Origin of the sequence: Pseudomonas sp. GD04019, assembly GCF_029837695.1 — a bacterium.
Lineage (GTDB): Bacteria > Pseudomonadota > Gammaproteobacteria > Pseudomonadales > Pseudomonadaceae > Aquipseudomonas.
In genome coordinates, this window is the sequence record NZ_JAOEEA010000013.1 from 97,533 (window position 1) to 111,912 (window position 14,380).

16 protein-coding genes are annotated in these 14,380 nt (G+C 67.6%); 3 read left to right on the plus strand and 13 right to left on the minus strand.

All coding sequences use genetic code 11. The features are described 5' to 3' along the window. The first annotated feature begins 526 nt into the window (after positions 1 to 526). The 3 genes from N7607_RS19490 to N7607_RS19500 all read left to right on the plus strand — a co-directional run bounded on the left by N7607_RS19490 (position 527) and on the right by N7607_RS19500 (position 3,365). Positions 527 to 1,204: a polysaccharide lyase family 7 protein gene (locus N7607_RS19490; protein ID WP_279865102.1), complete on the plus strand. Its 678-nt coding sequence runs from the start codon at positions 527 to 529 to the stop codon at positions 1,202 to 1,204. A gap of 240 nt (positions 1,205 to 1,444) precedes the next feature. Then, positions 1,445 to 1,924 carry a hypothetical protein gene (locus N7607_RS19495; protein WP_279865100.1) on the plus strand — a complete coding sequence of 160 codons (480 nt, stop codon included), beginning with the start codon at positions 1,445 to 1,447 and terminating at the stop codon, positions 1,922 to 1,924. 157 nt (positions 1,925 to 2,081) lie between these two features. After that, positions 2,082 to 3,365, plus strand: a complete 1,284-nt coding sequence (locus N7607_RS19500; protein WP_279865099.1) for an outer membrane protein transport protein — start codon at positions 2,082 to 2,084, stop codon at positions 3,363 to 3,365. Positions 3,366 to 3,429: 64 nt separating this feature from the next. On the opposite strand, the gene N7607_RS19505 is transcribed toward N7607_RS19500, so the two are convergent. From N7607_RS19505 to N7607_RS19565, 13 genes are all read right to left on the minus strand, one after another. Then, positions 3,430 to 3,978, minus strand: a complete 549-nt coding sequence (locus N7607_RS19505; RefSeq protein ID WP_279865097.1) for a glutathione peroxidase — start codon at positions 3,976 to 3,978, stop codon at positions 3,430 to 3,432. 74 nt (positions 3,979 to 4,052) lie between these two features. Beyond that, positions 4,053 to 4,175 carry a hypothetical protein gene (locus N7607_RS19510; protein WP_279865209.1) on the minus strand — a complete coding sequence of 41 codons (123 nt, stop codon included), beginning with the start codon at positions 4,173 to 4,175 and terminating at the stop codon, positions 4,053 to 4,055. Continuing rightward, positions 4,172 to 5,380 (minus strand): MFS transporter, encoded by a 1,209-nt coding sequence (locus N7607_RS19515; RefSeq protein WP_279865096.1) that lies wholly within the window; start codon positions 5,378 to 5,380, stop codon positions 4,172 to 4,174. Before N7607_RS19515 ends, N7607_RS19510 begins: the two co-directional genes overlap by 4 nt. A gap of 25 nt (positions 5,381 to 5,405) precedes the next feature. Then, positions 5,406 to 5,819, minus strand: coding sequence for a MarR family transcriptional regulator (locus N7607_RS19520; protein WP_279865094.1), 414 nt, complete (start codon positions 5,817 to 5,819; stop codon positions 5,406 to 5,408). Positions 5,820 to 6,060: 241 nt separating this feature from the next. Then, positions 6,061 to 6,798 (minus strand): adenosylcobinamide-GDP ribazoletransferase, encoded by a 738-nt coding sequence (locus N7607_RS19525; protein ID WP_279865092.1) that lies wholly within the window; start codon positions 6,796 to 6,798, stop codon positions 6,061 to 6,063. Then, positions 6,798 to 7,370, minus strand: coding sequence for an alpha-ribazole phosphatase family protein (gene cobC / locus N7607_RS19530; RefSeq protein WP_279865090.1), 573 nt, complete (start codon positions 7,368 to 7,370; stop codon positions 6,798 to 6,800). Before cobC ends, N7607_RS19525 begins: the two co-directional genes overlap by 1 nt. Next, complete coding sequence (gene cobT / locus N7607_RS19535) at positions 7,367 to 8,422, minus strand: nicotinate-nucleotide--dimethylbenzimidazole phosphoribosyltransferase (protein WP_279865089.1); 1,056 nt, start codon at positions 8,420 to 8,422, stop codon at positions 7,367 to 7,369. Before cobT ends, cobC begins: the two co-directional genes overlap by 4 nt. Continuing rightward, on the minus strand, positions 8,419 to 8,940 hold the full coding sequence (gene cobU / locus N7607_RS19540; RefSeq protein WP_279865088.1) for a bifunctional adenosylcobinamide kinase/adenosylcobinamide-phosphate guanylyltransferase: 522 nt from the start codon (positions 8,938 to 8,940) through the stop codon (positions 8,419 to 8,421). The genes cobT and cobU overlap by 4 nt, the downstream gene beginning before the upstream one ends. A 96-nt stretch (positions 8,941 to 9,036) precedes the next feature. Beyond that, entirely contained in the window at positions 9,037 to 10,491 is a 1,455-nt protein-coding gene (locus N7607_RS19545) for a cobyric acid synthase (RefSeq protein ID WP_279865086.1), read from the minus strand. Then, positions 10,488 to 11,474, minus strand: coding sequence for a threonine-phosphate decarboxylase CobD (gene cobD / locus N7607_RS19550; RefSeq protein WP_279865084.1), 987 nt, complete (start codon positions 11,472 to 11,474; stop codon positions 10,488 to 10,490). The genes N7607_RS19545 and cobD overlap by 4 nt, the downstream gene beginning before the upstream one ends. Then, a complete protein-coding gene (cbiB, locus tag N7607_RS19555) occupies positions 11,467 to 12,372 on the minus strand; it encodes an adenosylcobinamide-phosphate synthase CbiB (protein WP_279865082.1) in 906 nt (301 codons plus the stop codon). Before cbiB ends, cobD begins: the two co-directional genes overlap by 8 nt. Further along, positions 12,369 to 13,019: a 5,6-dimethylbenzimidazole synthase gene (bluB, locus tag N7607_RS19560; protein ID WP_279865081.1), complete on the minus strand. Its 651-nt coding sequence runs from the start codon at positions 13,017 to 13,019 to the stop codon at positions 12,369 to 12,371. Before bluB ends, cbiB begins: the two co-directional genes overlap by 4 nt. Next, a complete protein-coding gene (locus tag N7607_RS19565; RefSeq protein WP_279865080.1) occupies positions 13,016 to 14,308 on the minus strand; it encodes a cobyrinate a,c-diamide synthase in 1,293 nt (430 codons plus the stop codon). The genes bluB and N7607_RS19565 overlap by 4 nt, the downstream gene beginning before the upstream one ends. Between the last annotated feature and the right edge of the window lie 72 nt (positions 14,309 to 14,380).

Here is a 14,380-nt window from a genome sequence, read left to right on the forward strand (position 1 = left end):
GCTTCCGGCGACCGCCATCGACGCCTGAACGATGGGCAGCTCTCACTAGACTGGCGAAACCCTCCCGGGTTCGCCGCCGCTCTGCCGATGCTGCGTGACCTCCATCACACCCCGCTACCACTAGCCGTTTCGCTGCTGAAACAGCCTCTCCCTGCGAGTTGAGAATCGCTTCACAAACCGCTCTAGCCTGGGGGTTTCCGTTCGTCGGCAGTGACCTTTGAACAGACGCCCAGAACCTGCCGTTTCGCTGACGGAAATCCCTTGCGCATCAATGCGATAGAGAGTCCCCACATAGCGCCGAATTATCGTCAATTTATAGGCGCCAGTATCTCGACGAACGGTAATTACCAAAGCCGAAACAGCACCGTATAAAGCGCTCCATTCCCGGCCGGATCACTGGCCAGGTGGCAAAAGCTTCATTCTGTGTGCGAGTAACTGGCAGGGCGGCTAGGCAGTTTTTCAAGTCGGGATCGACCTGCGCTCCGAATGAGATTTACATCGTTATTCGTCGGAGTTTTTTACTTTCATGATCGACCTCAATACCTGGAACCTCACCATCCCTGTCGGCGAACCCGCTACCACCATCAACACCCCGATGCTCGCCGGCGGTTACCAGGACGACTACTTCCAGAACATCAACGGCGTCCTGTTCTTCTGGGCGCCGGTGGACGGCACCACCACCAAGAACGCCAAGTACCCGCGCAGCGAACTGCGCGAGACCTATGCCGACGGCACCCGGCGTAACTGGAAGTATCAGGACGCCAACAACAACGCTTTGGACGCGACGCTGAAAGTCACTCAGGTTCCGTCCACCGGAAAGATCGTGATCGGCCAGATCCACAACGTGGAAGGCGACGATCCGCCCATCAAGGTGCAGTACCAGTACAGCGCTTCGGACAAGACCGGGAAGATCGTTGCGATCTACCGCACCAAACCGGGCGTCGATAGCGTCAGCGTGACCATTCGCAATGGCGTAGCGATGAACCAGTCGTTCTCCTACTCCATCCGCCTCACCCGTGCCGGCACGCTGGCGGTCTACACCAAGGTCAACTCGGTGAGCGAGCGCTGGACGACCAAGCTGGACCCGACCTGGGGCGCGCAGACCATGTACTTCAAGGCCGGCTCCTATGTGCAGGACAACATTGGCGACAACACCGAGGCAGGTGCCGTGCAGTTCAACCAGCTGAAGATCACCCACCAATAAGCATGGGAAACAGGCGCCGGCTGAAGCCGGCGCCTGCTTGTAAATAGCGGACTCTTAATCGCAGCTCGACATATGCAGAAGCGACTAGAAGCTCAAATGATTTAAAAACAAGCCTTTACATCTTATTTGTCGCACTAGACTTCAAGTTGAGCGGCTAACCCCGCTTCCGGCGGGGTCTTTATTAGAACCAAGAACAGCTGCCAAGCACCTGACCCCGCCGGCACCTTTCGCGAGGGCCTCATGGGAATTGCTGCCAGCGAGTTGTGCCAACATGTCATCCGCCCCACGCTTGTCTATCTGGGGCGACACTCAGCTACCGCCGAAGCCCTGCTCCTGGGCGCCGCCGCCAGCCAATCGGCACTCGGTAGCGCACTGACCGACAGCCAGGGCCACGGCCTCTACCGCATCAGCGCCGTGCGCCACCAACAGCTGTGGGATCAGCATCTGGCCCTCGATCCGGACTTGGCCAGCCTGGTCCGCGGCCTGGCCAGCCAGCACGCCTTCCTCGCCGCCCCGCACCTGGAACTGACGGTCAACCTGCGCTATGCCACGGCCATCGCCTGGCTGCTGGTGGAGAGCGAACAGGCGACGCTACCGGCGGCCGACGACCTGCACGGAATGGCCCGAATCTGGCGCAAGGTGTTCCATCCGCATGGTCGTCTGCGCGACTTCCTGCAAGCCTGGCAGCAATGCGTCCCACCACCGCACCAGGCAGCCTGAATGGGGAAAGACCAAACCTTTGCAGTGACTGACCAGTCACCTACAGGCCATCCTGGGGTTAACGAAAGTTCACGAAAAACCCGTCCCAGAGCGGTTGGCAAGGCCCGGCAAACCAGTTAGCTTGCCGCCCTCGTTTTTGCTGTTCGTGAGCCTCCTAATGAAAAAACTCTGGTTGAAGACTTCTCTCGCACTGGCCATCGGTGCGGTTTCCACTCACAGCCTGGGCAATGGAGTTGCCATCAATGAACAGAGCGTCAGCGGCATGGGCACCTCCTTCGCCGGTCGCGCCTCCGCGGTCAACGACGCCTCCATCCTGTTCGGCAACCCGGCGGGCCTGACCAAGCTCAAGCGCCCGGAAGTGACCGGCGGCTTCGGCCTGGTCGACGCCAAGGTCGACCTCGACAACGCCAGCGCCGAAACTTCCAAGGGCGACATGGTGCCACTGACCCCAGTGCCCTTCGCCTTCTATGCCAGCCCGATCGACGAGAGCTGGCACTGGGGCCTGGGCCTGTATGTGCCCTATGCATTGATCAGCGACTACGAGAAGAGCTTCGGCGGCCGCTTCAAGGGCCAGTACAGCAAGGTGGAAGTGGTCACCCTGCAACCGACCCTCAGCTACCAGATCAACGACCGCGTGTCCGTCGGCTTCGGTCCGACCATCAACAAGATCAAGGGCAAGCTGGTCAGCAAGCTGGACAACAGCGCCGCCTTCGGCACCGGCGAGACCAAGGTCGGCATCAAGGGCGACGACGTCGGCTACGGCTTCAACGCCGGCGTGATGGTCGATGTCACCGACCAGCTGACCTGGGGCCTGACCTACCACTCCAAGGTCGACTACACCCTGGAAGGCCGTACCCGCATTACCGGCGGCGACGGCCCGATCTTCAGCGCCTTCAACGGCCAGTACGACGCCTCCCTGGACTTCACCACCCCGGAGACCGTGGACACCTCGGTGACCTACGAATTCGATGACAAGTGGACCCTGTACGCCGGAGCCACCTTCACCCGCTGGAGCCGCCTGCAGGAAATCGTGGTCGAGAACCAGGGCACCCCGAGCATCCTCGGCCTGAGCCCGATCGCCGAAGTCGCCGAAGAGCTGAAATGGCATGACACCTGGTCCTACGCCATCGGCGCCTCCTACCAGCTGAACCCGCAGTGGGTGCTGCGTACCGGCCTGGCCCTCGACCCGTCGCCGGCCGAGAACGAGCACCGCAGCGTGCGCATCCCGGTGGGCAACCGCAAGGTGTTCTCCCTGGGTGCCGGCTGGTCGCCGAACCCCGACCTGACCATCGATGTGGCCTACTCCTACCTGCGCGAGAACGAGGCCAAGGTCAACCAGCACTCCACCGAGCTGGCCGGCCGCGAGATCGCCCCGGGCTTCAGCGCCGAGTACAACAACAGCGCCCACGGCGTTGGCCTGCAGGCCACCTACCGCTTCTGACGGCGGGTTCTGCAAACATGAAAAAGCCGGGCCTTTGCCCGGCTTTTTCATGGGTCACCCTTAACTACTGGGCGATAGCCTTCTCGATGGCCGCCAGCAGATCCTCGTCGTCCGGCTTGGTCAGGCTGGAGAAACTGGCGATCACTTGGCCATCGCGGCCCACCACGTACTTGTAGAAGTTCCAGCGCGGCGCACTGCTCTGCTCGGCCAACTCGCTGAACAACGGTATCGCCTCGTCGCCGCTGACCGCCTGCGGCTCGCTCATGGCGAAGGTCACGCCGTAGTCGATGAAGCACACCTTGGCCGTCTCGCCGCTGCTGTCGGCCTCCTGCTTGAAGTCGTCCGAGGGTACGCCCAACACCTCCAGCCCCTGGCCCTTGTAGCGCTGGTAGAGCGCCTCCAGCCCCTTGAACTGCGGGGTGAAGCCGCAGCGACTGGCGGTATTGACCACCACCAGAGCCTTGCCGGCGAAGCGCTGGCACAGGTCGATGCGCTCCTTGGAACGCAGCTGCTGCAGCTCGCCCTGGTCCTTGAGCAGCGGTGGACACTCAGCCGCCCACAGCGGGGCGGCAAACAGGGACGACAGCAGCAGGCAGGAAAGACGAGCGATCATGGGGACATCTCCAGACGGTATGCGCTCACGCTACTCGTCCGCGCCCATGCCGGCAACGGTCGCCACGGCGACGCTCAGCACAGGCTCATGCCCAGCTGCAGCAGGGCTAGCCCGCCACGACTCCAGCCCCACCAGGCCAGCGCCAATAAGAGCGCCACTGGCGGCAGGGCCAGCATGGTGACGGTCGTACGGCTCACGCCGCCGCTCCGGCCCGCAAGCGCGCCACCGGCTGCTCACGCACCGGCCAGTTGAGCGCCGCCGCCAGCAGGCCGAAGAGGATCGACAGTTGCCAGACCACCTCGTAGCTGCCGGTATGGTCGTATAGATAGCCACCCAGCCAACCGCCGAGGAACGAGCCGATCTGGTGGAACAGGAAGACGATGCCACCGAGCATGGACAGGTTGCGCACACCGAACAGGGTGGCCACCGTGCCATTGGTCAGCGGCACCGTGGACAGCCACAACAGCCCCATGGCCATGCCGAACGCATAGGCGCTCCACTCGGTCAGCGGTGAATAGACGAAGGCGACTATCACCACCGTGCGCGCCAGATACAGGCCGGTAAGCAGGCGCGGCTTGGACATGCGCCCGCCGAGCCAGCCGGCAATGTAGGTGCCGAATACGTTGAACAGCCCGACCAGCGCCAGCACCGTCGTACCGACCGAGGCCGGCAGGTGCTGATCGACCAGGTACGACGGCAGGTGCACGCCGATAAATACCACCTGGAAGCCGCAGACGAAGAAGCCCAGCGCCAGCAACCAGAAGCCGGAGTGGCTGCAGGCCTCGCGCAACGCTTCGCCCAGGCTTTGCTCGCTGCCGGCCGGGGCCGGTTGCGGGGTGTCACGCACCATCAGCGCCAGTGGGACGATCAGCGCCACCAGCATGCCCAGAGCGATCAAGGCCGACGACCAGCCCAGCCAGCCGATCAGCCCGAGGGTACCCGGCAGCATGGCGAACTGGCCGAAGGAGCCGGCAGCCGCCGCGATACCCATGCCGATGCTGCGCTTCTCTGGCGGCAATGCGCGACCGACCACGCCGAGCAGCACCGAGAACGAGGTGCCGGACAGACCGATGCCGATCAGCAACCCGGCGCTCAGCGACAGCGACCAGGCCGAGTCGGCACCGGCCATCAGCGCCAGGCCGACGGCGTAGAGCAAGCCACCGGCGACTATCACCCGGCGCGCGCCGAAGCGGTCGGCGATGGCTCCGGTGATCGGCTGGGCCAGGCCCCAGATCAGGTTCTGCAAGGCGATGGCAAAGGCGAAAACTTCACGCCCCCAGCCGTATTCGCCACTCATCGGCGAGAGGAACAGGCCGAAGCCGTGGCGGACGCCGAGCGACAGGGCGAGGATCAGCGATGCTCCCAGCAGGAGCCAGCCTGCCGTGCGCCATGGGTTGTTCATCTGCGTTCTCCGCGGGGCGTTCCCGTCAGTCGATGGTTTCCAGATCGTCCAGCAGCGCCATCAGCTCTGCCCGCTTGTCCGCGCCCAGGCGCAGCGCCAGCGCCTGCTGGGCCCGCTCCCATAACGGTGCGCCCTGCTCCAGCACGCGCACGCCGGCAGCGGTCAGGGTTACCTGCCGGCTGCGCTGGTCGGCACCGCCACCGAACTGCAGCAGCCCCCTGCCCTCCACCACCCGCAGGTTGCGCCCGAGGGTGCTTCGATCCAGCCCCATGGCCTCGGCCAGGGCGGAAATGCTCGGCTGCCCCAGGCGCTGCAGGTTGCGCAGCAGGGAAAACTGCGCGGCATTCAGCCCGACATCGGCCAGGGCTTCGTCGTAGAGGCGGGTCACCCCGCGGCTGGCGCGGCGCAACTTGGTACAGAGGCAATGGGTCGGCAACATGGGGTACAGGTATATACCCGCATCTATCGATCAGGCAGTTACAGTTGCGACAAAAACGAGGGGAACAGCCGCGTCACCCTATGGGTGCGCGGCGCGTACCAGACACGCTTATCCATTCATCGATGGTCGACTGCCGCTGCGCTCCGAGACCGCCCTAAGGTGTGGCGCTTTTGTACGGTGCCACTCGCCGAGGGCAGTGCACCACTAGGCACTTAGGCCGCGACCAGGCGAGACGCTTCGATCAACTCCACAGCGCCAACGCCACCAGCACCGCACACTCACCCAGCTCCAGCAGCGCGCCGGCGGTATCGCCGGTGGTGCCTCCCAGGCGAGAGATAAGCGCGCGGCGCAGCAGCCAGAACACCAGGACGGCAGCGAGCAATGCCAGCACGGCGGAGAAACCGAGCAGCAGCATGGCCAGGCCATGTAGCGCCAGGATCAGGGGCAGGCGCTCACGCGGCAGATGCTCGCTAAGCGCCGCGCCCAGGCCGCCGGCGCGCACATAGGCGGTGGTCAGGAACAGCAGCGGCAGCAGCGCGCGGCCCAGCCAGGGCGCCAGCAGTAGCCCGGCCCAGGCACCTCGTTCGAGCAGTACCACCAGGGCGGCGAACTTGAGCAGCAGCACCAGCAGCAGCACCACCACCGCGATCGGACCGCTGCGCGGGTCCTTCATGATCGCTAGCGTACGCTCGCGATCGCCGTAGCCACCGACCCAGGCGTCGGCTGTGTCGGCCAGGCCATCCAGGTGCAGACCACCGGAGAGCCCGACCCAGACGGCCAGCAGAATGGCCGCCTGCAGCAGCGCCGGCGTGTCGCCGAGCAGCCCGCGCAGGGCCAGCAGCAGGCCACCGAGCAGCAGCCCCACCAGCGGATACCACAGCAGCGAGCGGCCGATCTGCGCAGGCTCCGGCATGCCCGCCAGCCGGATAGGCAGGCGGGTGAGGAACTGCAGGGCGATCAGTAGCGGCTGCGGCAGCATCAGGCTTCGGTCAACGCCAGGCCAGGACCGACGTTCAGACCGTGCAGCGCGCCGTAGCCCACGTCCACCTGCAGCAGCTGGTTCTCCGGCAGGTTGCGCGCACGCGCCAGCAGCAGGCGCATCACACCGCCGTGGGTCACCAGCAGCACACGCTGGCCATCCAGCTCGGCCTGCAGGCGCTCGACCGCGCCCAGCACGCGCTGGGCGAAGTCGCGCACCGGCTCGGCCTCGGGCGGGGTGAAGCGGTAGGGATCGTTCCAGAACTTGCCGAGCGCCTCCGGGTCCTCCAGCAGCACCTCGGCCGAGTTGCGGCCCTCCCAGGCGCCGAAGTGCAGCTCACGCAGATCGGCCTCGATGCGCAGCGGCAGGCCGTTGGCTTCGGAAAACTCGCGGGCGAAGGATTCGCAACGCTGCAGCGGCGAGCTGATCACCAGGTCCCAGCCGCCCTTGCCGGCCAGGGCCATCTGCATTTGCTGACGGCCCTGCGCGGTCAGTGCGTCGTCGCTGCTGCCGCGAAAACCGGGGCCGGCGTCGGTCACGCCGTGGCGCAGCATATCCAGGGAAAGGGTCATTGTTTGTCCTCAACGAGAGCTTCAGAAAAAGTAGCCATGCCGCCGTGCAACACACAGGCAAGCTTGATCAGGGGCAGCGCTAGCGCCGCGCCGCTGCCCTCGCCCAGGCGCAGGCCGAGGTCGAGCAGCGGGCTGGCATCGAGTTCGGCCAGCAACGCCGCGTGTCCCGGCTCGGCGCCGGCATGGGCGAACAGCAGCCAGGGCCGCACGCCGGGGTTCATGCGCACGGCGCAGAGGGCTGCCGCACTGCAGATAAAGCCGTCGACCACGGCCGGAATACCGGCCTGGGCACAGGCCAGGTAGGCACCGGCCAGGGCGGCCAGCTCGAAGCCACCAACCCGGCGCAAGGCCTCGAAGGGATCGGCCAGCTGCGAGCCGTGTAACGCCAGGGCACGCTCGATTACTGCTTGCTTGTGGCTAACGCCGGCGCCGTCGAGACCGGTGCCGGGGCCGGTCAGCAGGCCGGGTTGCAGATCACTCAGGGCGCAGGCCAGGGCCGTGGCGGCACTGGTGTTGCCGATGCCCATCTCACCGGCCAGCAACAGGTCGCAGCCCTCGGCCAGCGCCTGCTGCACCGCGTCGCGGCCAGCCTGCAGCGCCGCCACGCATTGCTCGACGGTCATGGCTGGCTCGATGGCGAAGTTGGCAGTGCCGGCGCCCAGGCGCAGGTGGCGCACGCCGGGCAGCTCCAACGCCAGATTGATGGTGCCGAGGTCGACCAGGCGCAGCGGCATGCCCTGCTCGCGGGCCAGCACGCTAACGGCGGCGCCACCGGCGACGAAATTGCCGAGCATCTGCGCGGTCACCGCCTGCGGATAGGCCGACACGCCCTCGGTGACTACCCCGTGGTCACCGGCGAACAACACCAGCTGCGGCTGGGCGATGGCCGGTTTCTCGCGGCCCTGCAGCGCAGCCAGGCGCACGGCCAGAGCCTCCAGCGCGCCGAGGGCGCCGGTCGGCTTGGTCAACTGCGCCTGGCGCGCCAGAGCAGCGGCCTCGGCGACGGTGTCAGGCAGGCGGCAGGCCTGCTGCCACCAGGGTGAGGAAGTCATAGCGGCGCTCCTTTGAGCAGCATGGGCAGGCCGGCGACGCAGAACTGCACGCGCTCGGCCCGTTCGGCCACAGCCTGGTGCAGCCAACCGGCCTCATCGACGTAGCGACGGGTCAGCTCGCCCAGCGGTACCACGCCCAGGCCAGTCTCGTTGCTGACCAGGATGATGCGCCCGGGCAGCTCACCCAGCGCTTCGAGGAAGGCGTCGCGCTGCATGGCCAGACGCGTCTCGTCTTCCAACATCAGAAGGTTGGTCAGCCACAGGGTCAGGCAGTCGACCAGCAGGCAGCGGTCGGGGGCGGCATTGTCGCGCAGGGCACGGGCCAGTTCGAGAGGTTCCTCCACCAGGCCCCACTCGGTCGGGCGAGAGCTGCGATGATGGGCGATGCGCTTGGCCATCTCGCCGTCCCAGGCCTGGCCGGTGGCGATATAGGTGACCGGCAGGCCGCTGTCCGCCGCCAGTTTCTCGGCCAGACGACTCTTGCCAGAGCGGGCGCCACCGAGGATCAGTTCAAGCATTTGGGCTCCTCTCAAGAATGCCGGCCGGTGTAGGGTGGATCGCGCTCCATCGATCCACCAGCAGCGCCCAGGTAGATGTACACAACGACATCCACCCTACAGACCACAGAGTTCGCGGAGCAGCCGGGTATCCAGATGCGCCTCGACCAGGTCGGCCAGGCGCTCGATATCGCGTTCGCGGCGCGCATGGTAATCCACCTGGCGCGCCTCGCGTAGGCCGGCCCAGGCGAGCAGCGCGGCGCAGGCGGCCGGCCGCTCGAACAGGCCGTGCAGGTAGGTGGCCATGACCTGGCCGTCGGCGCTGATGGCGCCATCGGCGCGGCCATCGTCCAGGCGCACGGCGGGATTGCTCAGCGCCGGGCCGGAGCTGACGCCGGCATGGATCTCATAGCCACTGACCGGCAGATCGCCAAGGACCAGCCGACCCTGCACATTGCGCAGCTGCTTCTCCTGCTCCAATACGGTGGCGTAGTCGAGCAGGCCGAGGCCCGCGCTGCTGCCGGCCGGGCCCTCCAGGCCGTGGGGGTCATCAATGCGCGTGCCGAGCATCTGCAGGCCGCCGCAGATGCCGAGCACCTTGCCGCCATAGCGCAGGTGGCGGGCGATCGCCGCGTCCCAGCCATGCTCGCGCAGGCGCGCCAGGTCGGCGCGCACGCTCTTCGAGCCGGGCAGGATGATCAGGTCGGCCGGCGGAATCGCCTGGCCGGGGCCGATGAACTGCAGGTCCACCTGCGGATGCAGGCGCAACGGATCGAAGTCGGTGTGGTTGCTGATGCGCGGCAGCACCGGCACGGCGACGCGCAGCACCTCGCGCTCCTTGTCCGGCTGCAGCACCTGTACCGCGTCCTCGGCCTCCAGGTGGAAGTCCATCAGGTACGGCAGCACGCCGAGCACCGGCTTGCCGGTGCGCTGCTCCAGCCAGTCCAGCCCCGGTTGCAACAGGGCGATATCGCCACGGAAGCGGTTGATCACGAAGCCCTTCACCCGCGCCTGCTCGCTTTCCGAAAGCAGCTCCAGGGTGCCCACCAGATGGGCGAACACCCCACCCTTGTCGATATCGGCGATTAGCAGCACCGGGCAGTCCACCGCCTCGGCGAAGCCCATGTTGGCGATGTCGCCGGCACGCAGGTTGATCTCGGCCGGCGAGCCGGCGCCCTCCACCATCACCACCGGGTACTGCGCCGTCAGCCGTGCGTGGGACTCGAGCACCGCCTCGCGGGCGACGCGCTTGTAGTCGTGGTAGGCGACGGCGTTCATATTACCCACGGCTCGCCCATGAATGATCACCTGGGCGCCGGTATCGGAATTGGGCTTGAGCAGTACCGGATTCATATCGGTGTGCGGCGCCAGGCCCGCGGCCTGGGCCTGCACCGCCTGGGCGCGGCCGATCTCGCCGCCATCGGCGGTGACGGCGGAGTTCAGCGCCATATTCTGCGGCTTGAACGGCACCACGCTCACGCCCTGGCGCTGCAGCCAGCGGCACAGGGCGGTCACCAGGGTGCTTTTGCCGGCGTCCGAGGTGGTGCCCTGGATCATTAGAGTGGCGCTCATTGCGGCCTCTCCTTCAGCGCCTGCTCCAGGCGCTGCCAGCCTGTTTCGTCGCCGGGCAGGCCGAAGCGCAGGCAGCGGGTCTCGGCGAACAGGCGCAGGAGAATGCCGCGCCGTGCGAAGTAGCCATGCAGGCCGACCGCCTGGGGATGGCCGACCAGTTGGAACAGCGCGGTGCCACCGGCCGGGGCCAAGCCATGGTCGCTGAGCAGCACGGCCAGGCGCAGGCCATCGGCACGCAGGCGCTCGCGCTGGCGGCGCTGCCCCTCGCTGTCGGCCAGCAAGGCGCTGGCCACCGCACGGGTCGGTCCGCTGACAGCCCAGGGCCCGAGCTGCTCGCCCAGGCGTTCGAGCCATTCGCTCTCGGCCAGTACGAAGCCCAGGCGGATGCCGGCCAGGCCGAAGAACTTGCCGAACGAGCGCAGCACGATCAGCCCCGGCAGCTGGCTGTCGGCCGCCAGGCTGTGCTCCGGCGTGCAGTCCATAAAGGCCTCGTCCACCAGCAACCAGCCGCCGCGCTCGGCCAGACGCGCATGCCAGGCGAGCAGGCGCTCGCGCTCCATCAGCCGGCAACTGGGGTTGTTCGGGTTGATCACCAGCAGTACGTCGAGGCGCTCCAGCGAGCGCTCCACCGCGCCCTCACCCAGTTCCTGCACCAGATGCCCTTCGCGGCGCCACGCCGCGGCATGCTCGGCGTAGGCCGGCGACACGACGCCGACCCGCAAGCCAGGGCGGCGCAGACGCGGCAGGGCCTGGATCGCCGCCTGGGAACCGGCCACCGGCAACAGTGCTGACACGCCGTAATAGTCGCGAGCGGCCGCCTCCAGACCGTCGTCGACCTCGGGCAGGCGCTGCCAGGCAGAGCCGGGGATGGCCGGCAGTGGCCAGCCATAGGGCGCGATGCCGGTGGACAGGTCGAGCCAGTCCGCCAGCGCAATGCCGTAACGCCGCGCTGCCTCGCGCAGGCGGCCACCGTGCTCAAGCAAGGTACAGCCCTCCCACGACCAGTATCAGCAGCCACAGGGCCACACCGCCATGCACCAGGTTGAGCGCCCGCTCGATATCGCGGGCCTGGGGCGGCGCGCCCTCGCCCAGCTGCGGGCGCTGCTCCTCGATGCCATGGTAGACGGCCGCGCCACCCAGGCTGACGCCCAGGGCACCGGCGCCGGCGGCCATCACCGGCCCGGCGTTGGGGCTGTCCCACTGCGGCGCCTGGCGCCGCCAGCAGCGCAGGGCCAGGCCGGTGCGCCCGAGCAGTGCGTAGGTCAGCGCAACCAGGCGTGCGGGGATGTAATTGAGCAGATCGTCGATGCGCGCGGCGGCCCAGCCGAAGCGCTCGAAGCGCTCGTTGCGGTAGCCCCACATGGCATCCAGGGTATTGCTCAGGCGGTATAGCACTACGCCTGGCGCACCGAGCAGGCAGAACCAGAACAGCGCGGCGAACACCGCATCCGAGCCGTTCTCCAACACCGACTCGGTGCCGGCGCGAGCCACGCCGGTGGCGTCCAGCTCGGCGGTGCGCCGGCTGACCAGATAACCGACACGCTGCCGCGCCTGCGGCAGATCGCCCAGGCGCAGCGCCTGCGCCACCGGCAGCGCATGCTGACCGAGGCTCTTCAGGCCGACGGCGAAATACAGGGCGAGAATCTCCAGCAGCCAGCCCAGGTCGGTCAGGCTCAGCAGCCAGACCAGTGCCACCGGCGGCAGCACCGCCAGGCACCAGCCGCTGACACCATGACTGCGCCAGCCGCGACCACCGGCGTTGAGGCGCTGCTCGATGCGCTTGGCCAGGTTGCCGAAGCCCACCAGCGGGTGCCAGCGCCGCGGCTCACCGAACCAGGCATCCAGGCCCATGCCGGCCAGGGCGGACAGCGCGAGGCTCACGTCTGCTGCCCCCAGCGGTCGGCGAATACCAGCTCGCTCAGCGGCCGCTCGCTGGCCCAGCCTTCCTGCACCAGCATCGGCCGCTCATAGAACTCGCTCACCGGCCCCAGGCACAGCACCGCCACCGGCTGGCTACCGGCCGGCATGCCGAGCAGCTCGGCTAAGGCGAGCGGATCGAACAGCGACACCCAGCCCAGTCCCAGGCCTTCGGCACGCGCCGCCAGCCAGAGGTTCTGGATGGCGCAGCTGAGCGAGGCCAGGTCCATCTGCGGCAAGGTGCGGCGGCCGAACACATGGGCCTCGCGGCCGTCCATCAGGGCCGCCACCAGCAGCTCGGCGCAGTCGCGGATGCCCTCGACCTTGAGCCGCATGAACTCGTCGCTGCGCTCACCCAGCGCCTCGGCGGTGCGCACCCGCTCGGCCTCGACCAGGCCATGGATACTCTCCCTGAGTTCGGGCCGGGTGACGCGGACAAAGCGCCACGGCTGCATCAGGCCGACGCTGGGCGCCTGGTGCGCCGCCTGCAGCAGACGCGCGAGCAGCTCCGGGGCCACCTGCCCGCCGGCGAAGTGGCGCATGTCGCGGCGCTCGGCGATGGCGCGGTAGACGGCGGCGCGCTCGTCGGGGCTGAAGGCGTGGTCGTTCATGGCAACAGCAACTCGGCCGTCGCCCTGGGGTTGGACGGCAGGTAGAAGTGGATATAGGAAGCGGTCAGGCGCCCGCTGCGGAACACCGCCTCGGCCACCGGCTTGCCGTTCGGGCACACGCCACGGGCCAGCGGCGCCTGGGCGCAGTCGAGCACGGAATGGTGGTAAGTATGCCCGCGCAGGCTGCCTTCCGGCAGCTCTACTGCCTGCAACGCCAGCGCCGCCAGGCGAGGCTGCATCACCGCGCGCCCCGGCAGCAGGCCGAGCAGTTCGGCGCTCTCACCCTGCTTGTCGGTCAATGCCTCGAGCAGATAGAGCATGCCGCCGCACTCGGCGAGGATCGGTTTGCCGGCCGCGTGATGGGCGCGAATGGCATCGAGCATCGGTCGATTGCCCTGCAGTTGGCGCAGGTGCAGCTCGGGATAGCCGCCGGGCAGGTACAGGCTGTGCACCTCCGGCAGGGTATGGTCGGCCAGCGGCGAGAACATCACCAGCTCGGCGCCCAGCGCGCGCAGCAGGTCGAGGTTGGCCTGGTAGAGGAAGGCGAAGCTGGTGTCGCGGGCCACGCCGATGCGCACGCCAGCCAGCAGCGGTTCGACGACCTGCGCGGTCGGCGCAGCGAAGCTCACCGGATCTGGCAGCAGCTCGCCGGCGCTGGCCAGCAGGGCATCGGCGGCGGCGTCGAGGCGGGTGTCCAGATCGGCCAGTTCCTCGGCCTGGATCAGCCCCAGGTGACGGCGCGGCAGCTCGATCGCGGCGGAACGCGGCAGGCCGCCGAACCAGCGGATCGAGGGAGGCAGACTGTCGCGCAGGATGCCGTTGTGGCGCTCGCTGCCAGTGCGGTTGGCCAGCACCCCGGCGAACGGCAGGCTGTGCTGGAAGTGCGCCAGGCCATAAGCCATGGCGCCGAAGGTCTGGGCCATGGCGCCGGCGTCGATCACGCCGAGCACCGGTACTTGCAGACGGCGCGCGAGATCGGCGGCCGAGGGGCTGCCGTCGAACAGGCCCATGACGCCCTCGATGAGTATCAGGTCGGCCTCGCCGGCCGCCTGCCAGAGCAGGCGCCGGGTCTCGTCCTCGCCGACCATCCACAGGTCCAGCTGGTACACCGGCGCGCCGCTGGCGCGGGCGAGGATCATCGGATCGAGGAAGTCCGGGCCGCACTTGAACACCCGCACCCGTTTGCCGGCACGGCTGTGCAGGCGCGACAGGGCGGCGGTGACGGTGGTCTTGCCCTGGCCCGACGCGGGCGCGGCGATCAGTAGGGCCGGGCAGTGGCGTGCGGTCATCGCCCTCTCCCCCAACCCCTCTCCCATAAATGGGCGAGGGGAGTAGTACGCGCTGGCTTCAGATTCACATCC

What these genes read in the sequence shown, in the direction of transcription:
- N7607_RS19515 (WP_279865096.1), bottom strand. Translation starts at nt 5,380, where the DNA reads ATGAACAACCCATGGCGCACGGCAGGCTGGCTCCTGCTGGGAGCATCG.
- N7607_RS19495 (WP_279865100.1), top strand. Translation starts at nt 1,445, where the DNA reads ATGGGAATTGCTGCCAGCGAGTTGTGCCAACATGTCATCCGCCCCACG.
- N7607_RS19525 (WP_279865092.1), bottom strand. Translation starts at nt 6,798, where the DNA reads ATGCTGCCGCAGCCGCTACTGATCGCCCTGCAGTTCCTCACCCGCCTG.
- bluB (WP_279865081.1), bottom strand. Translation starts at nt 13,019, where the DNA reads ATGAACGACCACGCCTTCAGCCCCGACGAGCGCGCCGCCGTCTACCGC.
- N7607_RS19505 (WP_279865097.1), bottom strand. Translation starts at nt 3,978, where the DNA reads ATGATCGCTCGTCTTTCCTGCCTGCTGCTGTCGTCCCTGTTTGCCGCC.
- N7607_RS19565 (WP_279865080.1), bottom strand. Translation starts at nt 14,308, where the DNA reads ATGACCGCACGCCACTGCCCGGCCCTACTGATCGCCGCGCCCGCGTCG.
- cobC (WP_279865090.1), bottom strand. Translation starts at nt 7,370, where the DNA reads ATGACCCTTTCCCTGGATATGCTGCGCCACGGCGTGACCGACGCCGGC.
- cobU (WP_279865088.1), bottom strand. Translation starts at nt 8,940, where the DNA reads ATGCTTGAACTGATCCTCGGTGGCGCCCGCTCTGGCAAGAGTCGTCTG.
- N7607_RS19490 (WP_279865102.1), top strand. Translation starts at nt 527, where the DNA reads ATGATCGACCTCAATACCTGGAACCTCACCATCCCTGTCGGCGAACCC.
- N7607_RS19500 (WP_279865099.1), top strand. Translation starts at nt 2,082, where the DNA reads ATGAAAAAACTCTGGTTGAAGACTTCTCTCGCACTGGCCATCGGTGCG.
- N7607_RS19545 (WP_279865086.1), bottom strand. Translation starts at nt 10,491, where the DNA reads ATGAGCGCCACTCTAATGATCCAGGGCACCACCTCGGACGCCGGCAAA.
- cobT (WP_279865089.1), bottom strand. Translation starts at nt 8,422, where the DNA reads ATGACTTCCTCACCCTGGTGGCAGCAGGCCTGCCGCCTGCCTGACACC.
- N7607_RS19520 (WP_279865094.1), bottom strand. Translation starts at nt 5,819, where the DNA reads ATGTTGCCGACCCATTGCCTCTGTACCAAGTTGCGCCGCGCCAGCCGC.